22 protein-coding genes and 2 riboswitches are annotated in these 23,226 nt (G+C 46.2%); of the genes, 20 read left to right on the plus strand and 2 right to left on the minus strand.

The genetic code is table 11. From position 1 onward, the window contains the following. The first annotated feature begins 4 nt into the window (after positions 1–4). The 19 genes from NX903_RS02970 (at position 5) to purD (ending at position 21,050) form a co-directional block, all read left to right on the plus strand. Positions 5–2,212 (plus strand): DUF4129 domain-containing transglutaminase family protein, encoded by a 2,208-nt coding sequence (locus NX903_RS02970; RefSeq protein ID WP_134983233.1) that lies wholly within the window; start codon positions 5–7, stop codon positions 2,210–2,212. A 162-nt stretch (positions 2,213–2,374) separates the two neighbouring features. Further along, positions 2,375–3,916, plus strand: a complete 1,542-nt coding sequence (guaA, locus tag NX903_RS02975; RefSeq protein ID WP_024571783.1) for a glutamine-hydrolyzing GMP synthase — start codon at positions 2,375–2,377, stop codon at positions 3,914–3,916. 143 nt (positions 3,917–4,059) lie between these two features. Beyond that, positions 4,060–4,161, plus strand: a riboswitch (purine riboswitch). 135 nt (positions 4,162–4,296) lie between these two features. Continuing rightward, positions 4,297–5,619, plus strand: coding sequence for a hypoxanthine/guanine permease PbuG (pbuG, locus tag NX903_RS02980; protein ID WP_086343532.1), 1,323 nt, complete (start codon positions 4,297–4,299; stop codon positions 5,617–5,619). A 209-nt stretch (positions 5,620–5,828) separates the two neighbouring features. After that, entirely contained in the window at positions 5,829–6,632 is an 804-nt protein-coding gene (locus NX903_RS02985; protein ID WP_014479057.1) for a hypothetical protein, read from the plus strand. Positions 6,633–6,790: 158 nt separating this feature from the next. Then, positions 6,791–6,958: a Fur-regulated basic protein FbpA gene (locus NX903_RS02990; RefSeq protein ID WP_003244066.1), complete on the plus strand. Its 168-nt coding sequence runs from the start codon at positions 6,791–6,793 to the stop codon at positions 6,956–6,958. 213 nt (positions 6,959–7,171) lie between these two features. Continuing rightward, positions 7,172–7,726: a DUF2179 domain-containing protein gene (locus NX903_RS02995; RefSeq protein WP_015482896.1), complete on the plus strand. Its 555-nt coding sequence runs from the start codon at positions 7,172–7,174 to the stop codon at positions 7,724–7,726. Then, entirely contained in the window at positions 7,726–7,923 is a 198-nt protein-coding gene (locus NX903_RS03000; RefSeq protein ID WP_003219403.1) for an NETI motif-containing protein, read from the plus strand. Before NX903_RS02995 ends, NX903_RS03000 begins: the two co-directional genes overlap by 1 nt. Positions 7,924–8,002: 79 nt before the next feature. Then, a riboswitch (purine riboswitch) is annotated at positions 8,003–8,104 on the plus strand. A gap of 141 nt (positions 8,105–8,245) precedes the next feature. After that, the gene (purE, locus tag NX903_RS03005) at positions 8,246–8,734 is read left to right on the plus strand and encodes a 5-(carboxyamino)imidazole ribonucleotide mutase (protein WP_015715436.1); all 489 of its coding nucleotides are present in this window, start codon (positions 8,246–8,248) and stop codon (positions 8,732–8,734) included. Beyond that, the gene (gene purK / locus NX903_RS03010; RefSeq protein ID WP_086343533.1) at positions 8,727–9,869 is read left to right on the plus strand and encodes a 5-(carboxyamino)imidazole ribonucleotide synthase; all 1,143 of its coding nucleotides are present in this window, start codon (positions 8,727–8,729) and stop codon (positions 9,867–9,869) included. The genes purE and purK overlap by 8 nt, the downstream gene beginning before the upstream one ends. Continuing rightward, the gene (gene purB / locus NX903_RS03015; RefSeq protein ID WP_014476028.1) at positions 9,866–11,161 is read left to right on the plus strand and encodes an adenylosuccinate lyase; all 1,296 of its coding nucleotides are present in this window, start codon (positions 9,866–9,868) and stop codon (positions 11,159–11,161) included. The genes purK and purB overlap by 4 nt, the downstream gene beginning before the upstream one ends. 73 nt (positions 11,162–11,234) lie before the next feature. Beyond that, on the plus strand, positions 11,235–11,960 hold the full coding sequence (gene purC, locus NX903_RS03020; RefSeq protein ID WP_015715439.1) for a phosphoribosylaminoimidazolesuccinocarboxamide synthase: 726 nt from the start codon (positions 11,235–11,237) through the stop codon (positions 11,958–11,960). After that, positions 11,953–12,207 (plus strand): phosphoribosylformylglycinamidine synthase subunit PurS, encoded by a 255-nt coding sequence (gene purS, locus NX903_RS03025; protein ID WP_003219409.1) that lies wholly within the window; start codon positions 11,953–11,955, stop codon positions 12,205–12,207. The genes purC and purS overlap by 8 nt, the downstream gene beginning before the upstream one ends. Beyond that, the gene (purQ, locus tag NX903_RS03030) at positions 12,204–12,887 is read left to right on the plus strand and encodes a phosphoribosylformylglycinamidine synthase subunit PurQ (RefSeq protein ID WP_014663062.1); all 684 of its coding nucleotides are present in this window, start codon (positions 12,204–12,206) and stop codon (positions 12,885–12,887) included. Before purS ends, purQ begins: the two co-directional genes overlap by 4 nt. Further along, a complete protein-coding gene (gene purL / locus NX903_RS03035; RefSeq protein ID WP_049140793.1) occupies positions 12,871–15,099 on the plus strand; it encodes a phosphoribosylformylglycinamidine synthase subunit PurL in 2,229 nt (742 codons plus the stop codon). Before purQ ends, purL begins: the two co-directional genes overlap by 17 nt. Then, complete coding sequence (purF, locus tag NX903_RS03040; RefSeq protein ID WP_003233947.1) at positions 15,075–16,505, plus strand: amidophosphoribosyltransferase; 1,431 nt, start codon at positions 15,075–15,077, stop codon at positions 16,503–16,505. Before purL ends, purF begins: the two co-directional genes overlap by 25 nt. A gap of 101 nt (positions 16,506–16,606) precedes the next feature. Beyond that, positions 16,607–17,647, plus strand: a complete 1,041-nt coding sequence (purM, locus tag NX903_RS03045) for a phosphoribosylformylglycinamidine cyclo-ligase (protein WP_086343534.1) — start codon at positions 16,607–16,609, stop codon at positions 17,645–17,647. After that, on the plus strand, positions 17,644–18,231 hold the full coding sequence (gene purN / locus NX903_RS03050) for a phosphoribosylglycinamide formyltransferase (protein ID WP_021481301.1): 588 nt from the start codon (positions 17,644–17,646) through the stop codon (positions 18,229–18,231). Before purM ends, purN begins: the two co-directional genes overlap by 4 nt. Further along, positions 18,228–19,766 carry a bifunctional phosphoribosylaminoimidazolecarboxamide formyltransferase/IMP cyclohydrolase gene (gene purH / locus NX903_RS03055; protein WP_024572879.1) on the plus strand — a complete coding sequence of 513 codons (1,539 nt, stop codon included), beginning with the start codon at positions 18,228–18,230 and terminating at the stop codon, positions 19,764–19,766. The genes purN and purH overlap by 4 nt, the downstream gene beginning before the upstream one ends. 15 nt (positions 19,767–19,781) lie before the next feature. Further along, positions 19,782–21,050 (plus strand): phosphoribosylamine--glycine ligase, encoded by a 1,269-nt coding sequence (purD, locus tag NX903_RS03060; RefSeq protein WP_086343535.1) that lies wholly within the window; start codon positions 19,782–19,784, stop codon positions 21,048–21,050. Between the two features lie 39 nt (positions 21,051–21,089). Here purD and NX903_RS03065 read toward each other — a convergent pair whose 3' ends face one another. Continuing rightward, positions 21,090–21,509, minus strand: coding sequence for an Lrp/AsnC family transcriptional regulator (locus NX903_RS03065; RefSeq protein WP_015252648.1), 420 nt, complete (start codon positions 21,507–21,509; stop codon positions 21,090–21,092). 143 nt (positions 21,510–21,652) lie between these two features. Between NX903_RS03065 and NX903_RS03070 the strand changes: the two genes are divergently transcribed. After that, complete coding sequence (locus NX903_RS03070; RefSeq protein WP_086343536.1) at positions 21,653–22,927, plus strand: APC family permease; 1,275 nt, start codon at positions 21,653–21,655, stop codon at positions 22,925–22,927. 14 nt (positions 22,928–22,941) lie between these two features. Here NX903_RS03070 and NX903_RS03075 read toward each other — a convergent pair whose 3' ends face one another. Then, positions 22,942–23,169, minus strand: a complete 228-nt coding sequence (locus NX903_RS03075; RefSeq protein WP_024572875.1) for a YgaP family membrane protein — start codon at positions 23,167–23,169, stop codon at positions 22,942–22,944. Positions 23,170–23,226: the final 57 nt, after the last annotated feature.

Here is a 23,226-nt window from a genome sequence, read left to right on the forward strand (position 1 = left end):
TCACATGCCGCACGATGATCACAAGGGAAGCCGTTTGAGCTTGCTGTTATTTTATTTTCTGGCTTTTTTATTGCTGTGGGAGTGGCTCAGGCCGCTTGACAGTTTTACTGAAACGAAACATACAGGCTTTTTTAGTGTCTTTATCGGTTTGACGTTTCTGCTGACTTTTTTCAGGATGAGGTGGTTTGTCACCGTTCCTTTTTGTGTCATATTTACATTGATCTCGATACACATCCTGTTTTATCAAGGATCTATATTCGACTTGAGCTGGGTCAGCTCTTTTTTGCAGGATGTCTATCTGAATATCACGCTGATTCAATCTGGGCAATGGAATGACATGATTCCTTCATTTCGGACCCTGCTGTTTTTTGTGCTGCTGTGGCTGCTGGTCTATCTCCTGCATTATTGGGTGATTTACCAGAGAAGAATTTTGTTTTTCTTTATGATGACAGTAGCGTATATTACGATTCTTGATACCTTTACGCCATATGATGCCACTTTTGCCGTCATCCGTATCGTGCTGATCGGCTTCTTTATGCTGGGCCTTTTATACTTGGAGCGCATTAAGCTGATGGAAAGAATCACACTGCCAAAAACATCTGTCCTGAAATGGTTTCTTCCTTTATCTGTATTGGTTTTGGCTGCAACGGGATTCGGACTCGCCGCTCCAAAATCAGATCCGGCCTGGCCTGATCCGGTGCCTTTTCTTAAAAAAATCACTCATCAAGACCGCGTGTCTGCAGGGGAAAGCAAAATCGGATACGGGAATCATGATGAATCACTCGGCGGCCCGTTCCAGCAGGATGCTACACCTGTTTTTACATGGCAGGGAAAAGAGCGTACGTATTTCCGTGTGGAAACGAAGGATACGTATACCGGGAAAGGCTGGATTGAAACAGACACAGGCATGTCGTATCAGCTTAGCAATGGAAAAGTTGAAAATCTGTGGTTTGACCATAAAGTTGCGACAGAGCGCCGCACCGTCCGTGTAAAAGTCGATAAGCACTACGGGTATAACCATCTGATGTATCCGATTGGTGCGGAAACCATTCAGCCAAAGCAGGCTGTCTCACTTGAAATGAACGGCAACACGGAGCAAATTTCTCCGATCAGTGAACAAGCCGGCGAAATCAGAAATATGGGGAATTATACTGTAACGTACAATTCCCCGGTCTATAAGCTGGATGAACTGAGAAAGGTAAAAGTGAGAAAAAACAGTGAGGAGTACACATTCAGCGATCGCTACATGCAGCTTCCAGATTCACTTCCAGAGCGGGTGAGAACCCTTGCGATCAAACTGACTCAGGATCACGACAATATGTTTGATAAGGTGAAAGCGGTTGAGGACTATTTAGGGTCAAATGCGTTCACATATGAAACAGAAAACGTGACCATTCCGAAGAATGATGAAGATTATGTCGATCAATTTCTCTTTGAAACGAAAATGGGTTATTGTGATAACTTTTCTTCCGCCATGGTGGTGCTCTTGCGCTCGGCCGGGATTCCGGCCCGCTGGGTAAAGGGTTATACGTCCGGCGAATACAAAGAAGCAGGAAACAAAAATGGCAACATCTACGAAGTGACAAATAACAATGCCCATTCCTGGGTAGAGGTGTATTTCCCGGAACAGGGCTGGGTTACATTTGAGCCGACTAAAGGGTTTACAAATCCGGCTGAATTTACTTCTTCTGACACAAAGGACTCCGGCAGCGATAACAGCAGCTCGCCGAAGAAAGCAAAACAGAAAGAAGAGAAAAAACAGCCGCAAAAAGAGGAAAAACAAAAGGAAAAGCGGGAGCCAGCTGTTTCTAAAAAGCCGTCCGCTTCGCATACCAATGCCGGTGCGGGCTTGTATGCAGCGCTTGCGGTTCTTGCAGTCCTCCTGGTGGCAGCTGTATTGCTGTATGTTTTCCGCTCGTTATGGATTCCTGTTTTCGCCGTGAGGAAATTGAAGCGGCGCAGCGATCAGCACGCGTTTTTTGAGGCATATGGCGCGCTGCTGAAACAACTGAAGAGAAAAGGACTGCCGAAACGAGACAGTGAAACGCTGCGTGATTATGCAAAACGAATCGATGAAAAATACGACATAGAAGACATGTCAAAGCTGACATTAAGCTATGAAAGGGCGCTTTACAGAAATGAAGATTCTTCGGCGCTATGGAATGATTCGAGAGAGTTATGGGAAAATTTAATTAAAAGAAGATGGTCTTGACCACTTATCGACGTGTTGTTAGAATTAGTGAATATTATCGGAGTCTGGGAGCGAGTTGGCCTGACTCCGGCAAACGGCCTTGCCAAAGAGGGCGGAGCGAGCTTCATATCTGTCCTCGTTTTTTTCTGTGTCAAAAAACTTAGAGGAGATTAGGTGACAACCATGACAAAGTTAGTGAATGAAATGATTCTTGTCCTTGATTTCGGCAGTCAGTATAACCAGCTGATTACACGCCGTATCCGTGAATTCGGTGTATACAGCGAGCTGCATCCACATACATTGACGGCTGAAGAAATTAAAAAAATGAATCCAAAAGGAATTATTTTATCCGGCGGTCCAAACAGTGTGTATGATGAAAATTCTTTCCGCTGTGACGAGAAAATCTTCGAGCTTGATATTCCTGTTTTGGGAATTTGCTACGGCATGCAGCTGATGACTCATTACCTTGGCGGTAAAGTTGAAGCGGCAAGCCAGCGTGAATACGGAAAAGCAAACATCCACATCGAAGGCACACCTGATTTGTTCAGAGATCTTCCGAATGAACAAGTGGTTTGGATGAGCCACGGCGATTTGGTTGTAGAAGTTCCTGAAGGCTTCACTGTTGACGCGACAAGCCATCACTGCCCGAACTCAGCAATGAGCAAAGCAGACAAAAAATGGTACGGCGTTCAGTTCCACCCGGAAGTGCGCCACTCCGAATACGGCAATGATCTTCTGAAAAACTTTGTATTCGGTGTTTGCGAATGCGAAGGCGAATGGTCAATGGAGAACTTTATCGAAATCGAAATGCAAAAAATCCGTGAAACGGTCGGAGACAAACAGGTTCTTTGCGCGCTAAGCGGCGGCGTTGATTCCTCTGTTGTTGCTGTTTTGATTCATAAAGCGATCGGCGACCAGCTGACTTGTATCTTTGTAGACCATGGTCTTCTCCGTAAAGGCGAAGCTGAGGGTGTTATGAAAACATTCAGCGAAGGCTTTAACATGAACGTGATTAAAGTAGACGCACAAGATCGATTCTTAGATAAACTAAAAGGCGTTTCTGATCCTGAGCAAAAACGCAAAATCATCGGTAATGAATTCATTTACGTATTCGATGATGAAGCGGACAAGCTCAAAGGCATCGACTACCTTGCACAAGGTACGCTTTACACAGATATCATCGAGAGCGGTACAGCAACGGCACAAACGATCAAATCTCACCACAATGTCGGCGGACTTCCTGAAGACATGCAGTTTGAGCTGATCGAGCCGTTAAACACGCTCTTCAAAGACGAAGTGCGCGCGCTTGGCACAGAGCTCGGCATTCCGGATGAAATCGTATGGCGTCAGCCGTTCCCAGGACCGGGACTCGGAATCCGCGTTCTTGGCGAAGTAACAGAAGAAAAACTTGAAATCGTTCGTGAATCAGATGCAATCTTGCGTGAAGAAATTGCAAATCACGGCTTAGAGCGTGATATCTGGCAATACTTCACTGTTCTTCCTGACATCCGCAGCGTTGGTGTTATGGGTGACGCAAGAACATATGATTACACAATCGGAATCCGTGCCGTTACATCAATCGACGGCATGACATCTGACTGGGCGCGTATCCCGTGGGATGTGCTTGAAGTCATTTCGACACGTATCGTAAACGAAGTGAAGCACATTAACCGCGTGGTGTACGATATTACAAGTAAGCCGCCTGCGACGATTGAGTGGGAATAAGAATCAATTAATGGAAACCATCTTTTTGGCAATTTTGCCGGGAAGATGGTTTTATTTGTTTATTACGAACAAAATCCGATTTTGTGTGACTATTGTTCGCTTTTTGTATTGTTTTTTCAAAATGAAGTTGGTACAATAGACACAGAAATCAAATAAGATGAATTCGTATAATCGCGGGAATATGGCTCGCAAGTCTCTACCAAGCTACCGTAAATGGCTTGACTACGTAAACATTTCTTTCGTTTGATATAAATAAAACACGTTTATTTATTCGAACTGAAATCCGTCTGTAGTCAAGCGTCCCAAAATGTATTGGGGCGTTTTTTATTTGGCGTTTTCAGGACAGAATAAATAGCAAAGAGTGAAGGGAGTCAAATAGCTTGAAAACGTTTTTTCAGTTTGATGAGCTGGGCACCAGCTATCGCAATGAAATCATTGGCGGATTAACGACTTTTTTATCTATGGCATATATTTTGTTCGTCAATCCGATTACGCTTGCTTTGGACAGCGTGAAAGATTTTCCGGAGGCGCTGAGAATTGACCAGGGTGCAGTCTTTACGGCGACAGCGCTGGCGTCTGCAGCAGGCTGTATCTTAATGGGATTAATAGCGAGATATCCGATTGCCATTGCGCCGGGTATGGGTCTGAACGCGTTTTTTGCGTTTTCTGTTGTCCTTGGTATGGGTATTTCATGGCAGGCAGCTTTGTCCGGTGTTTTTATTTCAGGTCTTATTTTCGTTGCTCTTTCTTTAACAGGTTTTCGTGAAAAAATCATCAACGCCATTCCGCCTGAGCTGAAATTGGCAGTCGGTGCGGGGATCGGCCTGTTTATTACATTCGTTGGCTTACAAGGCTCAGGAATCATTACTGCAAATCCTTCTACGCTCGTCACGATCGGAAACATTCACAGCGGACCTGTGCTGTTAACGATTTTCGGTGTGATTGTCACGGTTATTTTAATGGTGCTTCGCGTGAACGCAGGCGTGTTTATCGGGATGCTATTAACAGCGGTAGCCGGCATGATTTTCGGTTTGGTTCCGGTTCCGACTCAAATTATAGGCAGTGTGCCAAGCCTTGCGCCGACTTTCGGACAAGCGTGGATTCACCTCCCGGATATTTTCTCTGTACAAATGCTGATCGTTATTTTAACATTCTTGTTTGTCGGATTTTTTGATACAGCTGGTACACTTGTTGCTGTGGCAACACAAGCTGGTTTAATGAAGGAAAACAAATTGCCGCGTGCGGGCCGTGCGCTTTTAGCTGATTCATCTTCTATTGTGATCGGTGCCGTGCTTGGTACATCTACAACAACTTCTTACGTGGAATCAAGCTCAGGTGTCGCTGCGGGTGCCCGTTCAGGATTTGCCGCAATTGTAACAGGGATTCTCTTTTTACTGGCTACGTTTTTCTCTCCGCTTCTATCAGTCGTTACGTCAAATGTAACAGCGCCGGCGCTTATTATCGTTGGTGCATTGATGGTGGCGCCGCTTGGCAAAATCGCTTGGGATAAGTTCGAAGTGGCCGTTCCTGCTTTCCTTACCATGATCATGATGCCGTTAACGTACAGCATCGCGACTGGTATTGCCATCGGATTTATTTTCTATCCGATTACAATGGTGTGCAAAGGAAAAGCAAAAGAGGTTCACCCAATCATGTACGGGCTGTTTGTCGTATTTATCCTGTACTTTATCTTCTTAAAATAAGAATTGAAAAACCAGCTGCACCGGCAGCTGGTTTTTTGTTGCAAAAGATAAAACCATTTCATACGATATACCGTCATGTAGATGTGCCGCCATGCTTTACTTAAATGGAAATGACTTGACTGTTCAGGAAGGCTTCGGTACCTTATATAAGTGTTTTATTTTCTTGCTGAATGGTATTCCGCCGTATTTTTTTGATAGGAGTTGCTGACATGACGGAAGAAAGAAAAGAAACGTTTGAAGAAGAAATTAACCAGAGTGAAAGAATAGATGCAGATGAAGAACCGCTATCGAGAATGTCCAGAAAGGCGAGCCGGCAAAGCAAGCAGAAGCAAAAACAAAAGCAGAAACCGCGCCAGGAACGCGGTGAATCAACTGTTAAAGACAAGCTTGCGTCTGTTTGGGCAGCCATCAACAGATATTGCGGTTTTGCGTTCTCGATTTTAAAATCACCGGCGAAAACTGTCGTAACGGATGGTTTTTCTCATTATAAGTACGGTCTGATTTCAATGCTTATATTCAGTATCATTTTTTCAATTGGGAATTGGTTTCAGTTAAAGGCAAGCTGGAATCGGCCGCTCGGTTTCGGAGAACGCCATCATGCTTTCTATGACGGGTTTTTAGTTGTTCTTGTGTATTTGCTGATCTTTTTCGCGGTAATGGTCTTTGCTATATGGGCTGTCTCCCGCTATATGATGAAGCAGAAGGTGACGTTCAGAGAAGCGGCTGCCGTATTGGGTTCATTGCTTGTACCGGTAATTGCTGTTTCAATCCTTTGGCTGATCTTTGCGATCGTAAATATCCCAATGCTGACAGTACTGTTTACGGTGCTGATCTTGTTTTCCATCTTTTTTATCATCGCGCTGTATGTACAGCGTGTGTACCAGGCGGCACAAGATGCACCAATTGATTATATCTATTGTGTATTTGCAGTGGTTGCGATAGCGCTGCTGTTTACGGCAGTGACTTGGCCTTTTATTTCGGAATATTTTACGGCGTCGCTGATTCCGCTTTAATGAAAAAACCGGCTAATCCTAGCCGGTTTTTTTATGTCACACTTTTTACAAATATATCTAAAAAACATAGTTGATTTGTAGGATTAACCCGTGTATGATGGGGAAAATGCTGAAAACGTCCAGCGCAAAAACCTTTATGTTTAAGGAGGATGATGGACATGGCTGATGTGCTTCGCCGAGCAATTAACCAAAAGAAGCAATTTTTAAAAACCAAATTACTGCTCTCGGAATTTTATCAAGGAAGAGGGGAACAGCTTGCTGACTACACGCTGAGTGAGCTTGAGAAAGAATACAAGTCCCTTCAGAAAATGAAAAAAGAGATCTGACAATAGATATAAAGAGGTGAGTCTGCTGAAAAGCGGGCTTTTTTGTTTTGATTTTGAAAAGGCGAGAAAGAGGGTAAACTACTACTGTTCAACGCATAAAAGCATGTCGAAATATTTTGCTTAAGCTTACGGGCGAAGCTGATTGTAAACGGCTCATTTCTCTAGTAGAATATGAATGCTTTGTGCAAGCTGAAGAGTAGGGGGATGAATAAAATGATGCAAACCATCTTATCAAATGGGATAGCCATGGTTCTCATAATTCTCATTATTAATATTGTCTATGTGTCATTTTTTACGATAAGAATGATTTTAACGCTGAAAGGACAGCGTTATTTAGCGGCCGGCATCAGTACGATTGAAATACTGGTTTATGTGACAGGGCTGAGTCTGGTGCTCGATAACTTAGACCAGATTCAAAATGTGATCGCGTACGCGCTCGGTTACGGTCTTGGCGTAATTGTCGGCATGAAAATAGAAGAAAAATTGGCGCTTGGCTATATTATGGTCAATGTGATTACGAAGGAGCTCGATCTTGATCTTCCGAAGCAGCTCCGTGAAAAAGGCTACGGCGTGACAAACTGGGTGGCAGGCGGGCTTGAAGGCGACCGCACAGCCCTTCAGATCCTGACGCCGAGAAAATATGAACTCCAGCTATATGATACGATTAAAACACTTGATTCAAAAGCCTTTATTATTGCGTACGAACCAAAAACAATCCACGGCGGCTTCTGGGTCAAAGCGGTGAAGAAGAGGAGAATTAAAGAATAATGGCAAAGCCGAAGAAGAAAAAGTTTGAAGTGACAGAGCAGCAAACGATTGATGCGGTGCTTCAGCAAATGAAAGAAGAAGGATATCTGCCTGTAAGGCGAATGGAAGAACCTATTTTTATGGAAAAAAAGGAAAATGGGTCAATTCAGATCGTTCCGTGCGGGAAAAAAATCGTATTTGAAGGGAAATTGATCTAAAACACGAACATTAGTAGAATGAATTTTTGTATCGTTCGATAATATCGTTGACATTATCCATGTCCGTTGTTAAGATAAACATGAAATCAAAACACGACCTCATATAATCTTGGGAATATGGCCCATAAGTTTCTACCCGGCAACCGTAAATTGCCGGACTATGCAGGAAAGTGATCGATAAAACTGACATGGATATATCGCAGAAGCGAACGACTGACGATACATGTACCATGCCCGGTTTGTATTGCTTCCTCATAAGTGCAATGCAGAGCGGGTATTTTTTATTTTCTGAAAACAAAAGCATTAGAAGGTGGGGAACAGAATGCAGCCGCTAGTAGGAATCATCATGGGAAGCACTTCCGATTGGGAGACAATGAAACACGCATGCGACATACTTGACGAACTCAATGTTCCGTACGAAAAAAAGGTCGTTTCCGCTCACCGGACGCCTGATTTCATGTTTGAATATGCTGAAACTGCTAGAGAAAGAGGCATCAAGGTGATTATTGCCGGTGCCGGAGGAGCGGCGCATCTGCCAGGGATGACGGCTGCGAAAACAACACTGCCAGTCATTGGAGTTCCGGTTCAGTCCAAGGCGCTGAACGGAATGGATTCACTTCTTTCCATCGTCCAAATGCCTGGAGGCGTGCCTGTTGCGACAACATCCATCGGCAAAGCGGGTGCTGTGAACGCAGGCCTGTTAGCGGCGCAAATTTTGTCAGCATTTGACGAAGGCCTTGCCCGTAAGCTGGATGAGAGAAGAGAAAATACAAAACAGACAGTGTTAGAAAGCAGTGATCAGCTTGTCTAAACAAATCATCTATCCGGGAGCTGTAATCGGCATTATCGGCGGCGGCCAGCTTGGGAAAATGATGGCTGTGTCCGCCAAACAAATGGGGTATAAAGTCGCGGTCGTTGATCCGGTGAAAGATTCGCCGTGCGGGCAGGTTGCGGATGTCGAAATTACCGCTCATTATAATGACCGTGAAGCGATTCGAAAATTGGCTGAAATCAGCGATATCATCACATATGAGTTTGAAAACATCGACTATGATGCGCTGCATTGGCTAAAAGATCATGCGTATCTCCCGCAAGGAAGTGAGCTGCTGCTCATTACCCAAAACCGTGAAACAGAGAAAAAAGCAATTCAATCCGCGGGCTGTGAAGTCGCACCGTACAGCATCGTCAAAACAAAGAATGAATTGAAACAGGCGGTACAGGAGCTCGGGTTACCCGCAGTTCTGAAGACATGTCGCGGCGGGTACGACGGCAAAGGCCAATTTGTGATAAAAGAAGAGGCGCAAATGGAGCAGGCAGCCGCTCTGTTAGAACACGGAACTTGCATTCTTGAAAGCTGGGTTTCTTTTAAAATGGAACTGTCGGTGATCGTCGTTAGATCGGTAAACGGTGAAATTTCAACATTTCCGACAGCTGAAAACATTCACCACAACAATATTCTTTTCCAAAGCATCGTGCCCGCACGGGTAGAGAAAGGGATTCAGCAGAAGGCTGCTGATCTCGCAGTTAAGCTTGCAGATGAGCTTAACCTTGTCGGACCGCTTGCTGTTGAGATGTTCCTGACAGAGGACGGAGAGCTTTTGGTCAATGAACTGGCGCCAAGACCGCACAATTCTGGGCATTATACGCTGGACCTTTGCGAGTCGAACCAGTTTGAGCAGCATATCAGAGCAGTATGCGGGCTTCCGCTTGGGAAGACAGATTTGCTGAAGCCGGGCATGATGGTGAATCTTCTCGGCGATGAAGTGAAGCTTGTTGAGGAAGATCCGGAGCTTTTAAAAGAGGCAAAGCTATATATATACGGAAAACATGAAATCAAAAAAGGCCGCAAAATGGGGCATATTACATTTATGAAGCAGCCTGAAGACGAATGGATTCAGGAGATCACAAATAAATGGATGAATAGAGACGGAGGACAAGCAGAATGATCGAACGTTATTCAAGACCTGAAATGTCCGCGATTTGGACGGATGAAAACAGATTTCAAGCATGGCTGGAGGTAGAGATTCTTGCCTGTGAAGCGTGGGCGGAGCTTGGCGTCATTCCGAAAGAAGATGTAAAAGTTATGCGTGAGAACGCATCATTTGACATCAACCGCATTTTAGAAATCGAACAGGACACGCGCCATGACGTTGTCGCTTTTACGCGCGCTGTATCCGAATCACTGGGCGAAGAAAGAAAATGGGTGCATTACGGCTTAACGTCAACTGACGTTGTTGATACGGCTCTTTCCTACTTATTAAAACAGGCAAACGATATTTTGCTCAAGGATCTTGAGAGATTTGTTGACATTATTAAAGAAAAAGCGAAAGAACATAAATACACAGTCATGATGGGGCGCACGCACGGCGTACACGCTGAGCCTACAACTTTCGGCTTAAAACTTGCGCTTTGGCATGAAGAAATGAAACGTAATCTTGAGCGCTTCAAACAAGCGAAAGCAGGCATCGAGGTTGGAAAGATTTCTGGCGCTGTCGGCACATATGCGAACATTGATCCATTTGTTGAACAATATGTCTGTGAGAAGCTCGGATTGAAAGCAGCACCGATTTCAACTCAAACCCTTCAGCGTGACCGCCATGCTGACTATATGGCAACACTTGCTTTGATTGCGACAAGCATCGAGAAATTCGCTGTGGAAATCCGCGGACTGCAAAAGAGTGAAACACGTGAAGTAGAGGAATTTTTTGCGAAAGGGCAAAAGGGTTCATCTGCAATGCCGCATAAACGAAATCCGATTGGCTCTGAAAACATGACAGGCATGGCGCGCGTGATCCGCGGCTACATGATGACAGCTTACGAAAATGTTCCATTATGGCATGAGCGCGATATTTCTCATTCTTCAGCAGAACGAATTATTCTTCCGGATGCGACAATTGCGCTGAACTACATGCTGAACCGCTTCTCCAACATCGTGAAGAACTTAACGGTCTTCCCGGAAAACATGAAGCGCAACATGGACCGCACTCTCGGTCTTATCTATTCTCAGCGTGTGCTGCTTGCTTTGATTGACACAGGCCTGACTCGTGAAGAAGCCTATGATACAGTTCAGCCGAAAGCAATGGAAGCGTGGGAAAAACAAGTGCCGTTCCGCGAGCTTGTTGAAGCGGAAGAGAAAATCACGTCACGTCTTTCTCCAGAAAAAATTGCTGACTGCTTTGATTACAATTACCATCTGAAAAATGTTGATCTGATCTTTGAACGTTTAGGTTTAGCATAGAAGAAGCTTTTAGCGGCTTCTTCTAAGCCGCCGCAGTTTGAAAATTCCCAACATTCGGGTTAGGAGGCCTTCCGTGAATATTGTGAAGAATGAACTTTTATACGAAGGAAAAGCAAAAAAGATCTACAAAACCGATGACGAAAACACGCTGTATGTCGTGTATAAAGACTCCGCCACTGCCTTTAACGGCGAGAAAAAAGCAGAAATCAGCGGGAAAGGGCGCTTAAATAACGAGATTTCAAGCTTAATTTTCAAACACCTTCATGCAAAGGGCATTAACAATCATTTTATCGAGCGCATTTCGGAAACGGAACAGCTCATTAAAAAGGTAACGATTGTGCCGCTTGAAGTCGTGGTCAGAAATGTTGTGGCAGGAAGCATGTCCAAACGTCTCGGCATTCCAGAAGGCACGGAGCTTGAGCAGCCGATTATCGAGTTTTACTACAAGGATGACGCGCTGGGTGATCCGCTCATCACAGAAGATCATATTTGGCTTTTGAAAGCGGCGACTCCTGAGCAGGTAGAAACCATTAAGTCCATTACAAAAACAGTAAATGAAGAGCTTCAAAGCATTTTCGGCGATTGTCATGTCAGATTAATAGATTTCAAGCTTGAATTCGGTTTAGATGCAGAAGGGCAAGTGCTTTTGGCGGATGAAATTTCTCCTGACACATGCCGCTTGTGGGATAAAGACACGAACGAAAAGCTGGATAAAGATTTATTCAGACGCAATCTGGGAAGCTTAACCGACGCATACGAAGAGATTTTCAAAAGACTGGGAGGCATTCATCATGTATAAAGTAAAAGTTTATGTCAGCTTAAAAGAAAGTGTACTAGATCCACAAGGGAGCGCTGTCCAGCATGCCTTGCACAGTATGACTTACAACGAAGTTCAAGATGTGCGCATCGGGAAATACATGGAGCTTACCATTGAAAAATCTGACCGTGATCTTGACGTGCTAGTGAAAGAAATGTGCGAAAAACTTCTTGCGAACACAGTGATTGAAGATTACAGATATGAGGTTGAGGAGGTAGTCGCACAGTGAAATTTGCGGTGATTGTGTTACCCGGCTCCAACTGTGATATCGATATGTATCATGCTGTAAAGGATGAGCTCGGCCATGAAGTGGAATACGTCTGGCATGAGGAAACAAGTCTTGACGGCTTCGACGGCGTGTTAATTCCGGGAGGGTTTTCTTACGGCGATTACTTAAGATGCGGCGCCATCGCCCGATTTGCGAATATTATGCCAGCTGTCAAACAAGCAGCGGCTGAAGGAAAACCTGTTCTTGGCGTCTGCAACGGATTCCAGATTTTACAGGAGCTTGGGCTGCTGCCAGGCGCAATGAGACGCAACAAAGATCTGAAGTTCATTTGCCGTCCGGTTGAATTAATTGTTCAGAACGACGAAACATTATTCACAGCTTCCTACGAAAAGGGACAATCGATTACAATCCCGGTTGCCCACGGTGAAGGAAATTTCTATTGTGATGACGAGACGCTTGCTTCATTAAAGGAAAACAATCAAATTGCTTTCACATACGGATCTAATATCAATGGAAGTGTCAGCGACATTGCCGGTGTCGTCAATGAGAAAGGCAACGTATTAGGCATGATGCCTCATCCTGAGCGCGCGGTCGATGAACTGCTTGGAAGCGCCGACGGTCTTAAATTGTTCCAGTCTATCGTGAAAAATTGGAGGGAAACTCATGTCACTACTGCTTGAACCAAGTAAAGAACAAATAAAAGAAGAGAAACTATATCAGCAAATGGGTGTCAGTGATGATGAGTTTGCATTGATAGAATCCATTCTTGGAAGATTGCCGAACTACACAGAAATCGGAATTTTTTCTGTCATGTGGTCTGAGCATTGCAGCTACAAAAACTCAAAGCCGATTCTGCGTAAGTTCCCGACAAGCGGCGAGCGTGTGCTGCAGGGGCCTGGGGAAGGCGCCGGAATCGTTGATATCGGTGATAACCAAGCGGTTGTGTTCAAAATTGAATCACATAACCACCCATCAGCTCTCGAGCCTTACCAAGGCGCTGCGACTGGCGTAGGCGGAATTATCCGTGATGTATTCTCAATGGGTGCACGTCCAATCGCTGTATTGAACTCTCTTCGATTTGGTGAACTGACTTCACCCCGCGTGAAGTACTTGTTTGAAGAAGTAGTAGCGGGTATCGCCGGATACGGCAACTGTATCGGCATCCCGACAGTCGGCGGAGAAGTGCAGTTTGACAGCAGCTATGAAGGAAATCCGCTCGTCAACGCAATGTGCGTCGGTTTAATCAACCATGAAGACATCAAAAAAGGCCAGGCAAAGGGTGTCGGCAACACAGTAATGTACGTAGGAGCGAAAACAGGGCGTGACGGAATCCACGGCGCTACGTTTGCTTCTGAAGAAATGTCAGACTCGTCTGAAGAAAAGCGTTCTGCTGTCCAAGTCGGCGATCCGTTTATGGAGAAGCTTTTGCTTGAAGCATGTCTGGAAGTCATCCAATGCGACGCCTTAGTCGGCATTCAGGATATGGGAGCTGCCGGTTTAACAAGCTCAAGTGCAGAAATGGCAAGTAAAGCCGGTTCTGGTATTGAAATGAACCTTGACCTGATTCCTCAGCGCGAAACAGGCATGACCGCGTATGAAATGATGCTTTCTGAATCACAAGAACGGATGCTTTTGGTTATTGAGCGCGGACGTGAGCAGGAAATCATCGATATTTTTGACAAGTATGATCTTGAAGCGGTTTCTGTCGGACATGTGACAGATGATAAAATGCTTCGCCTGACACACAAAGGAGAGGTTGTGTGCGAGCTGCCTGTTGATGCCTTGGCAGAAGAAGCACCGGTTTACCATAAGCCTTCTCAAGAGCCTGCTTACTATCGCGAGTTTTTGGAAACGGACGTTCCGGCTCCGCAAATTGAAGATGCGAATGAAACGCTGAAGGCCCTTCTTCAGCAGCCGACGATTGCGAGTAAAGAGTGGGTTTATGATCAGTATGACTACATGGTGCGCACGAATACAGTTGTCGCTCCTGGGTCTGATGCTGGTGTTCTCAGAATCCGCGGAACGAAAAAGGCGCTGGCGATGACGACAGACTGTAACGCGCGTTATCTCTATCTCGATCCTGAAGTCGGCGGGAAAATTGCTGTCGCTGAAGCAGCGCGCAACATCATTTGCTCAGGCGCAGAACCGCTTGCGGTCACAGATAACCTTAACTTCGGAAACCCGGAGAAGCCGGAAATCTTCTGGCAGATCGAAAAAGCGGCAGACGGCATAAGCGAAGCGTGCAATGTTCTCAGCACACCGGTTATCGGCGGTAACGTATCGCTTTATAACGAATCAAACGGCACGGCGATCTATCCGACACCAGTTATCGGAATGGTCGGCTTAATTGAAGATACAGCACACATTACAACACAGCATTTCAAACAAGCGGGAGATCTCGTATATGTGATCGGTGAAACAAAACCAGAGTTTGCCGGAAGCGAGCTGCAAAAAATGACAGAAGGCCGTATTTACGGCAAAGCCCCGCAAATCGATCTTGATGTAGAGCTGTCTCGTCAAAAAGCACTGCTTGACGCGATTAAAAAAGGCTTCGTTCAATCTGCGCATGATGTGTCTGAAGGCGGCTTAGGCGTAGCGATTGCGGAAAGTGTCATGACGACGGAAAACCTTGGCGCTAATGTGACTGTAGAAGGGGAAGCGGCATTATTATTCTCTGAATCTCAATCCCGCTTCGTCGTTTCAGTGAAAAAAGAACATCAAGAAGCGTTTGAAGCAACTGTCAAAGATGCGGTTCATATTGGTGAGGTAACAGCTGACGGAATTCTGGCGATTCAAAACCAAGATGGACAACAAATGATTCATGCGCAAACGAAAGAGCTTGAACGCGTATGGAAAGGAGCTATCCCATGCTTGCTGAAATCAAAGGCTTAAATGAAGAATGCGGCGTTTTTGGGATTTGGGGACATGAAGAAGCCCCGCAGATCACGTATTACGGTCTCCACAGCCTTCAGCACCGAGGACAGGAGGGTGCGGGCATCGTAGCGACTGACGGTGAAAAGCTGACGGCTCACAAAGGCCAAGGTCTGATCACTGAAGTATTTCAAAATGGCGAACTCAGCAAAGTAAAGGGAAAAGGCGCTATCGGGCACGTTCGGTACGCAACGGCTGGAGGCGGCGGATACGAAAATGTACAGCCGCTCCTCTTCCGTTCCCAAAACAACGGCAGCCTGGCGCTTGCTCATAACGGAAACCTTGTCAACGCCACTCAGCTGAAGCAGCAGCTCGAAAATCAAGGGAGCATTTTTCAAACCTCTTCGGATACAGAGGTTTTGGCCCATCTGATCAAAAGAAGCGGCCACTTCACACTGAAGGATCAAATTAAAAACTCGCTTTCCATGCTGAAAGGCGCCTACGCGTTCCTGATCATGACCGAAACCGAAATGATTGTCGCGCTTGACCCGAACGGGCTTAGACCGCTGTCGATCGGCATGATGGGCGACGCTTATGTGGTCGCATCAGAAACATGCGCATTTGACGTCGTCGGCGCAACGTACCTTCGCGAGGTAGAGCCGGGGGAAATGCTGATCATTAATGATGAAGGCATGAAATCAGAGCGTTTTTCCATGAATATCAATCGTTCCATTTGCAGCATGGAGTACATTTATTTCTCCAGACCAGACAGCAATATTGACGGTATTAATGTGCACAGTGCCCGTAAAAACCTTGGGAAAATGCTGGCTCAGGAATCCGCAGTTGAAGCTGACGTCGTAACTGGGGTTCCGGATTCCAGTATTTCTGCGGCGATCGGCTATGCAGAGGCAACAGGCATTCCGTATGAGCTGGGCTTAATCAAAAACCGCTATGTCGGCAGAACATTTATTCAGCCCTCCCAGGCTCTGCGTGAGCAAGGCGTTAGAATGAAGCTGTCTGCGGTGCGCGGGGTTGTAGAAGGCAAACGCGTCGTGATGGTGGATGACTCTATCGTACGCGGAACAACTAGCCGCCGGATTGTCACGATGCTTAGAGAAGCGGGTGCGACAGAGGTGCATGTGAAAATCAGTTCACCGCCGATCGCTCATCCGTGCTTTTACGGCATTGATACTTCCACACATGAAGAATTAATCGCGTCTTCGCATTCTGTTGAAGAAATCCGTCAGGAAATCGGAGCCGATACCCTCTCATTTTTGAGTGTGGAAGGGCTGCTGAAAGGCATCGGCAGAAAATACGATGACTCGAATTGCGGACAGTGTCTCGCTTGCTTTACAGGAAAATATCCGACTGAAATTTACCAGGATACAGTGCTTCCTCACGTAAAAGAAGCAGTATTAACCAAATAAAACTTGAAAAATGACATAAAGGCAGCGCAGTTAGGCTGCCTTTCTCTTTCTGCCCTCTTTCGGGGAGATATTTTGAAAAGCGCCTTAAAGGAGTGAATAGGATGTCTGAAGCATATAAAAACGCAGGAGTTGACATCGAAGCCGGATATGAAGCTGTAAAACGAATGAAAAAACACGTGGAGCGCACGAAACGGCTTGGCGTTATGGGCAGCCTTGGCGGTTTTGGCGGCATGTTTGACCTGTCTGAGCTTTCTTATCAAAAACCAGTTCTCATTTCGGGAACGGACGGTGTCGGCACAAAATTAAAGCTCGCTTTTTCCATGGATAAGCATGACACGATTGGCGTGGACGCTGTTGCAATGTGTGTCAATGACGTGCTGGCACAAGGTGCAGAGCCGCTGTTTTTCCTCGATTATTTAGCGGTCGGCAAAGCGGACCCAGTGAAAATTGAACAGATTGTACAAGGTGTGGCGGAAGGCTGTGAGCAGTCAGGTTCAGCCTTAGTCGGCGGTGAAACGGCTGAAATGCCGGGACTCTATACAGTTGATGAATACGATATTGCCGGTTTCTCAGTCGGAGTGGCAGAAAAGGACGAAATCGTGACTGGAGAAAACATCGAAGAGGGCCATCTTTTGATCGGCCTCAGCTCCAGCGGCCTTCACAGCAACGGATTTTCCCTTGTCAGAAAAGTGCTTCTGGATGATGCGGAGCTGGACCTTGATACAACATATGAGCCGTTTGAACGCCCGCTTGGCGAGGAATTGCTTGAACCGACAAGGATTTACGTGAAGCCTGTGCTTGCCGCGGTCAAAAGCGGAAAAATCGACGGCATGGCGCACGTGACAGGCGGAGGATTTATAGAAAATATTCCGCGTATGCTTCCGGAAGGCTTAAGTGCGGAAATTGATCATGGCTCATGGCCGATCCCGCCAATTTTTTCTTTCTTGCAAGAGTACGGCAAGCTAAAGGAAGAAGACATGTTCAACGTCTTTAATATGGGTATCGGTTTTGTTTTGGCAGTCAAAGAAGAGCATCTGACAGATGTGATCGGAACGCTTGAAAGCCATGGCGAAAAAGCCTATTTAATTGGGCGTGTGAAAAAAGGTGAAGGCGTCACATTCGGCGGTGCGGCACTTTCATGAAAAAGTTTGCGGTATTTGCATCAGGAAACGGTTCAAACTTCGAAGCCATCGTCACGCGTTTGAAGGAGGAGAACTGGGATGCGTCAGCAGCGCTCCTCGTTTGCGACAAACCGCAGGCGAAAGTCATCGAACGGGCGGAAGCATTCCACATTCCATCCTTCGCATTTGAGCCGAAGTCTTATGAAAACAAGGCTGCATTTGAAAAAGCCATCATTGAACAGCTTCGCCTTCACGAGGTTGAATTGATTGTTCTTGCCGGCTATATGAGGCTGATCGGTGATACGCTCCTTCAAGCATATGGAGGAAAAATCATTAACATTCACCCGTCGCTTCTTCCGGCGTTTCCTGGAATCGACGCAGTCGGACAGGCATACCGGGCGGGTGTGAAGGTGGCCGGAATCACCGTGCATTATGTCGATGAAGGAATGGATACAGGTCCGATCATCGCTCAAAAGGCAATCGAAATTGATGAACATGATACATTGGAAACAATCGAACAGCGAATTCACAAGCTTGAGCATAAATGGTATCCGAGTGTGATTAAACAGCTATTAGGATTAAATAACAGAGGTGAAAAGGCATGACCATTAAACGTGCATTAATCAGTGTTTCAGATAAAACAAATCTCGTTCCTTTCGTAAAAGAACTGACAGAGCTTGGCGTTGAAGTCATCTCCACAGGCGGAACGAAAAAGCTGCTTCAAGAAAACGGTGTAGATGTGATCGGAATTTCTGAAGTGACAGGCTTTCCTGAAATTATGGACGGCCGGTTAAAAACCCTTCACCCGAATATTCACGGCGGTCTTCTGGCGGTTCGCGGCAATGAAGAGCATATGGCGCAGATCAATAAACACGGGATTCAGCCGATTGACCTCGTTGTCGTCAACCTCTATCCATTTAAAGAAACGATTTCTAAAGAAGACGTCACGTATGAAGAAGCGATCGAAAATATCGACATCGGCGGACCTGGCATGCTGCGTGCGGCATCAAAGAACCATCAGGATGTCACGGTTATCGTCGATCCGGCCGATTACAGCCCAGTGCTAAATCAAATCAAAGAAGAAGGCAGCGTATCTCTTCAGAAAAAACGCGAGCTCGCGGCAAAAGTATTCCGTCATACTGCGGCATATGATGCACTGATCGCTGACTACCTGACAAATGTTGTCGGTGAAAAAGAACCAGAGCAATTCACTGTGACATTTGAGAAAAAACAATCGCTTCGCTATGGAGAAAACCCGCATCAGGAAGCAACTTTCTATCAAACAGCTCTTCCTGTCAAAGGCTCTATTGCGCAAGCAGAACAGCTTCACGGAAAAGAGCTTTCTTACAACAATATTAAAGACGCGGATGCGGCAGTTCAAATCGTTCGTGAATTCACTGAGCCGGCTGCTGTTGCTGTAAAGCATATGAATCCGTGCGGTGTAGGAACAGGAAAAACGATCGCCGAAGCGTTTGACAGAGCGTTTGAAGCGGATAAAACATCTATCTTCGGCGGCATTATCGCGCTGAACCGTGAAGTGGACAAGGCAACTGCCGAAGCGCTTCACAACATTTTCTTAGAAATCATCATTGCACCTTCATTCAGCCAAGAAGCGCTCGACGTCCTGACTGCGAAGAAAAATCTCCGTCTGCTGACGCTTGACGTATCCGCCGCTGTTCAAAAGGAAAAACAGCTGACATCTGTTCAAGGCGGGCTGCTGATTCAAGATTTAGATATGCACGGCTTCGTTGATGCTGAGATTAGCATTCCGACAAAAAGAGAACCGAACGAGCAAGAGTGGGAAGACTTGAAGCTTGCTTGGAAAGTCGTGAAACATGTGAAATCAAATGCGATAGTTCTCGCGAAGGACAACATGACAGTCGGCGTGGGAGCAGGCCAAATGAACCGCGTCGGATCGGCAAAAATCGCAATCGAGCAAGCAGGGGAAAAAGCGAAGGGCAGCGCGCTCGGTTCGGATGCATATTTCCCAATGCCAGATACTGTTGAAGAAGCGGCAAAAGCGGGCGTTACAGCCATCATTCAGCCAGGCGGATCGATCCGTGATGAGGATTCTATCAAAAAAGCGGATGAATACGGCATTGCCATGGTATTCACCGGCATCAGACACTTCAAACATTAAGGGGATGAAAACGACGTGAATGTATTAATTATCGGTAAAGGCGGAAGAGAGCATACGCTGGCGTGGAAGGCGGCGCAAAGCAGCCTCGTCGAGAATGTATTTGCCGCTCCCGGAAATGACGGCATGGCAGCTTCTGCACAGCTTGTAAACATTGAGGAGAGCGACCACGCAGGGCTTGTCTCATTTGCAAAAGAAAACCAGGTCGGCCTGACCATTGTCGGCCCTGAGGTTCCTTTAATTGAAGGTCTGGTGGATGAATTCGAAAAAGCGGGCTTACGTGTGTTCGGCCCGTCAAAAGCCGCGGCGATCATCGAAGGAAGCAAACAGTTCGCTAAGGATTTAATGAAGAAATACGACATTCCGACCGCAGAATACGACACGTTTACATCCTTTGAAGAGGCGAAGGCATATGTGCAGGAAAAAGGTGCTCCGATTGTGATAAAAGCAGATGGACTTGCAGCTGGAAAAGGCGTTACTGTGGCTATGACAGAGGAAGAAGCAATTGCGTGTCTGCATGACTTTCTTGAAGATGAAAAGTTCGGTGATGCGAGCGCGTCCGTTGTCATTGAAGAATATCTTTCTGGTGAAGAATTTTCTCTGATGGCCTTTGTCAAAGGGGAAAAGGTGTATCCGATGGTGATTGCCCAGGATCACAAGCGTGCGTTTGACGGAGACAAAGGCCCGAATACGGGCGGAATGGGCGCTTACTCTCCAGTTCCGCAAATTTCGGAAGAAACGGTTCGCCATGCTGTAGAAACGATCGTTAAGCCGGCCGCAAAAGCAATGGTACAAGAAGGCCGTTCCTTCACTGGCGTTTTGTACGCTGGATTGATGCTTACTGAAAACGGCTCGAAGGTCATTGAATTTAATGCCCGTTTCGGCGATCCGGAAACACAGGTCGTGCTTCCGCGCATGGAATCTGATCTGGTACAGGTGCTTCTTGATCTTTTAGATGATAAGGAAGTTGACTTAAGATGGAAGGATACCGCGGCAGTGAGTGTTGTGCTTGCATCAGAAGGGTATCCGGAAAGCTACGCAAAAGGCACGCCGATCGGCAGCCTTGCAGCAGAAACTGAGCAGGTCGTGGTCTTCCATGCCGGAACGAAAGCAGAAGGCGGAGAGTTTGTTACAAACGGGGGGCGCGTCGCCAATGTGACAGCTTTTGATGAATCGTTTGAAGCGGCTAGAGACCGAGTGTACAAAGCGGTTGATGAAATATTCAAACCGGGACTCTTTTTCAGAAAAGATATTGGGGCACGCGCTTTAAAGGCTGCCCAAAAATAAGTGAGGAAAACCCGCAGATTAGCTGCGGGTTTTTTGTTATCAAAAAGCGGGATGGCAGCTAGAAGAAGAAAGCACAACGAGCGTGGTTGGTTTTCCATGGGCCATCGAGGCGTCAATAAAATCCTCAAGCGTATGTACCGATTCAGTCACGACCTTTGTCACATAGCTGTACATCCCCGTGATGCGGTGGTTTTCTGCTACATCAGGATGCGATGTTGCAAAGGCGGCGTAGTGCTTGCAGCTTTTCGGCTCCATGAGAATAAAAGCGGTGACATGCTTGTTTAGTTTTTCGTAACAGATATTCGCGCTGTAGCCGGTAATCACTCCTTTGTCTTCCAGCTTCCTGACACGCTCCGCCGCGCTTGGCGAGCTGAGTCCGACAAGCTTTCCCAGCTCAACCATCGTTAATCTGCCGTTTCGCTGCAAATGCGAGAGAATCTGAAGGTCTGTATCGTCCATTTGTCTGGCTCCTTTACATATTTAGGCGAATGAATGAAAATTCCTTTGATCGTAAGGTAATGCTGTTGATTTAACTTCATTGTAGCATATGGATGTCGTCTTATTTTTTCTATAATAAAGCCATCAATCAGAGAGGGGGCATCATGTTGCCAGAATTACAGCGCTCTATTACTTGGATACAAGGGACGGCGTTAACGATTGGGGCGGTTTTAGGATGCGGGATATTAATCCTGCCGTCTGTCACCGCGGACACGGCCGGTCCGGCTTCTTTATTTGTCTGGGTATTCATGTCTTTTTTATCTTTTCTTCTTGTCGGCACGCTGGCCCGGCTTGTGAAAATAGCGCCCATCGCGGGAGGAATCACGGCTTATGTGCAGCTGGCCTTTCAGAAAAAAGCCGGGGCTATTTTGGGCTGGATCATGTTAGGGTCCGTTCCGATCGGCGTTCCCATCATCGCTTTGACTGGCGCGCATTACGTCAGTTACATCACAGAGGCGGCCGATTGGCAGATTACATTGATTGCTGGTTGCATGCTGGCTATATCTATTTTGCTTCATATGAGAGGGATTCAACTATCAGCAAACATTAGTACACTTGTTATATGTGTCATCGTATTTCTGCTTGTCACTTCTATTGCTGTGTCATTGCCACACGTCACGATAGCAGAATTCAAGCCGTTTCTTCCGCATGGCTGGTCTGCTGCTGGATCTGTTTCTGTTATGATTTTTTTCTCTTTTGTAGGCTGGGAAATGATTACCCCATTGGCTGAGGAATTTCATCGTCCTGAAAAAGATGTCCCGCTCAGCTTGTTTTTGGCAGCGTCTTGTGTGGCGGGACTGTATATCATGCTGTCATTTGTGACCGTGGGTACTCATTCATATGGAGAGAATGGAGAAATTGCATCGCTTGCCATGCTCATCTCAAAAGGAGCAGGGGAAAGCGGTGTATACGTCACGGTATGTTTAGCGCTGTTTATTACATTCGCTACCATCCATGCCAATATTGCTGGTTTTTCAAGAATGGTGTACGCATTGGCGAGAGAGGGGCACATACCCGTATTTTTTGGAAAACTCAGTGCGACAAAACGTACGCCTATTCGCGTTTTGACAGCGATGGCCGCGGTGTTTGGCTTAGTGCTTGCAGCGCATGGCGTCTTTCAAATCGATTTGACGACTCTGTTGAAAGGGCCGAGCGCGGCTTTTATCGCATCTTACATATGTACATTGGCGGCAGCACTGAAACTCCTGAGCTGGAGAGATTCAGGCTGGTGGATGGCGCTCGGGGCGTTTGTGGCGTGCGCGGTGATTTACTCATTCAGCGGCTGGGCGCTTCTTTATCCGGCAGTGCTGGCAGCTGCAGGATATTTCTATATAAAAACAAAGGGTGGGCATAAAAAAAAGCTTGATCACGTTTTGTGATCAAGCTTTTCCATTTATCCGTTTTGAGGCTCGTTATTTCCAGAATCACTGTGTTGAAACATGTAGGTCACAGGACAGAAGCGCAAGATTCCCGAACCCGCTTTCATGGCCCCCATAAAGATGTAAAAGAGATGCATTCTGCACCAAGGTTTTTTCGTAAACTTTGCACTGGCGGCTGACATAATCGTCAATCCGCAGGCGATTCTGAACACGGCATTGATGAGACTGATGTTTGGCTTCAAGGAAATCCGCTCCTTTTACTTAAAAAAGTTTTTTAATCGAACCTTCAAAAATTTGTA

Source organism: Bacillus sp. FSL R5-0576, from assembly GCF_038004765.1.
GTDB classification, from domain to species: Bacteria; Bacillota; Bacilli; order Bacillales; family Bacillaceae; genus Bacillus; species Bacillus subtilis.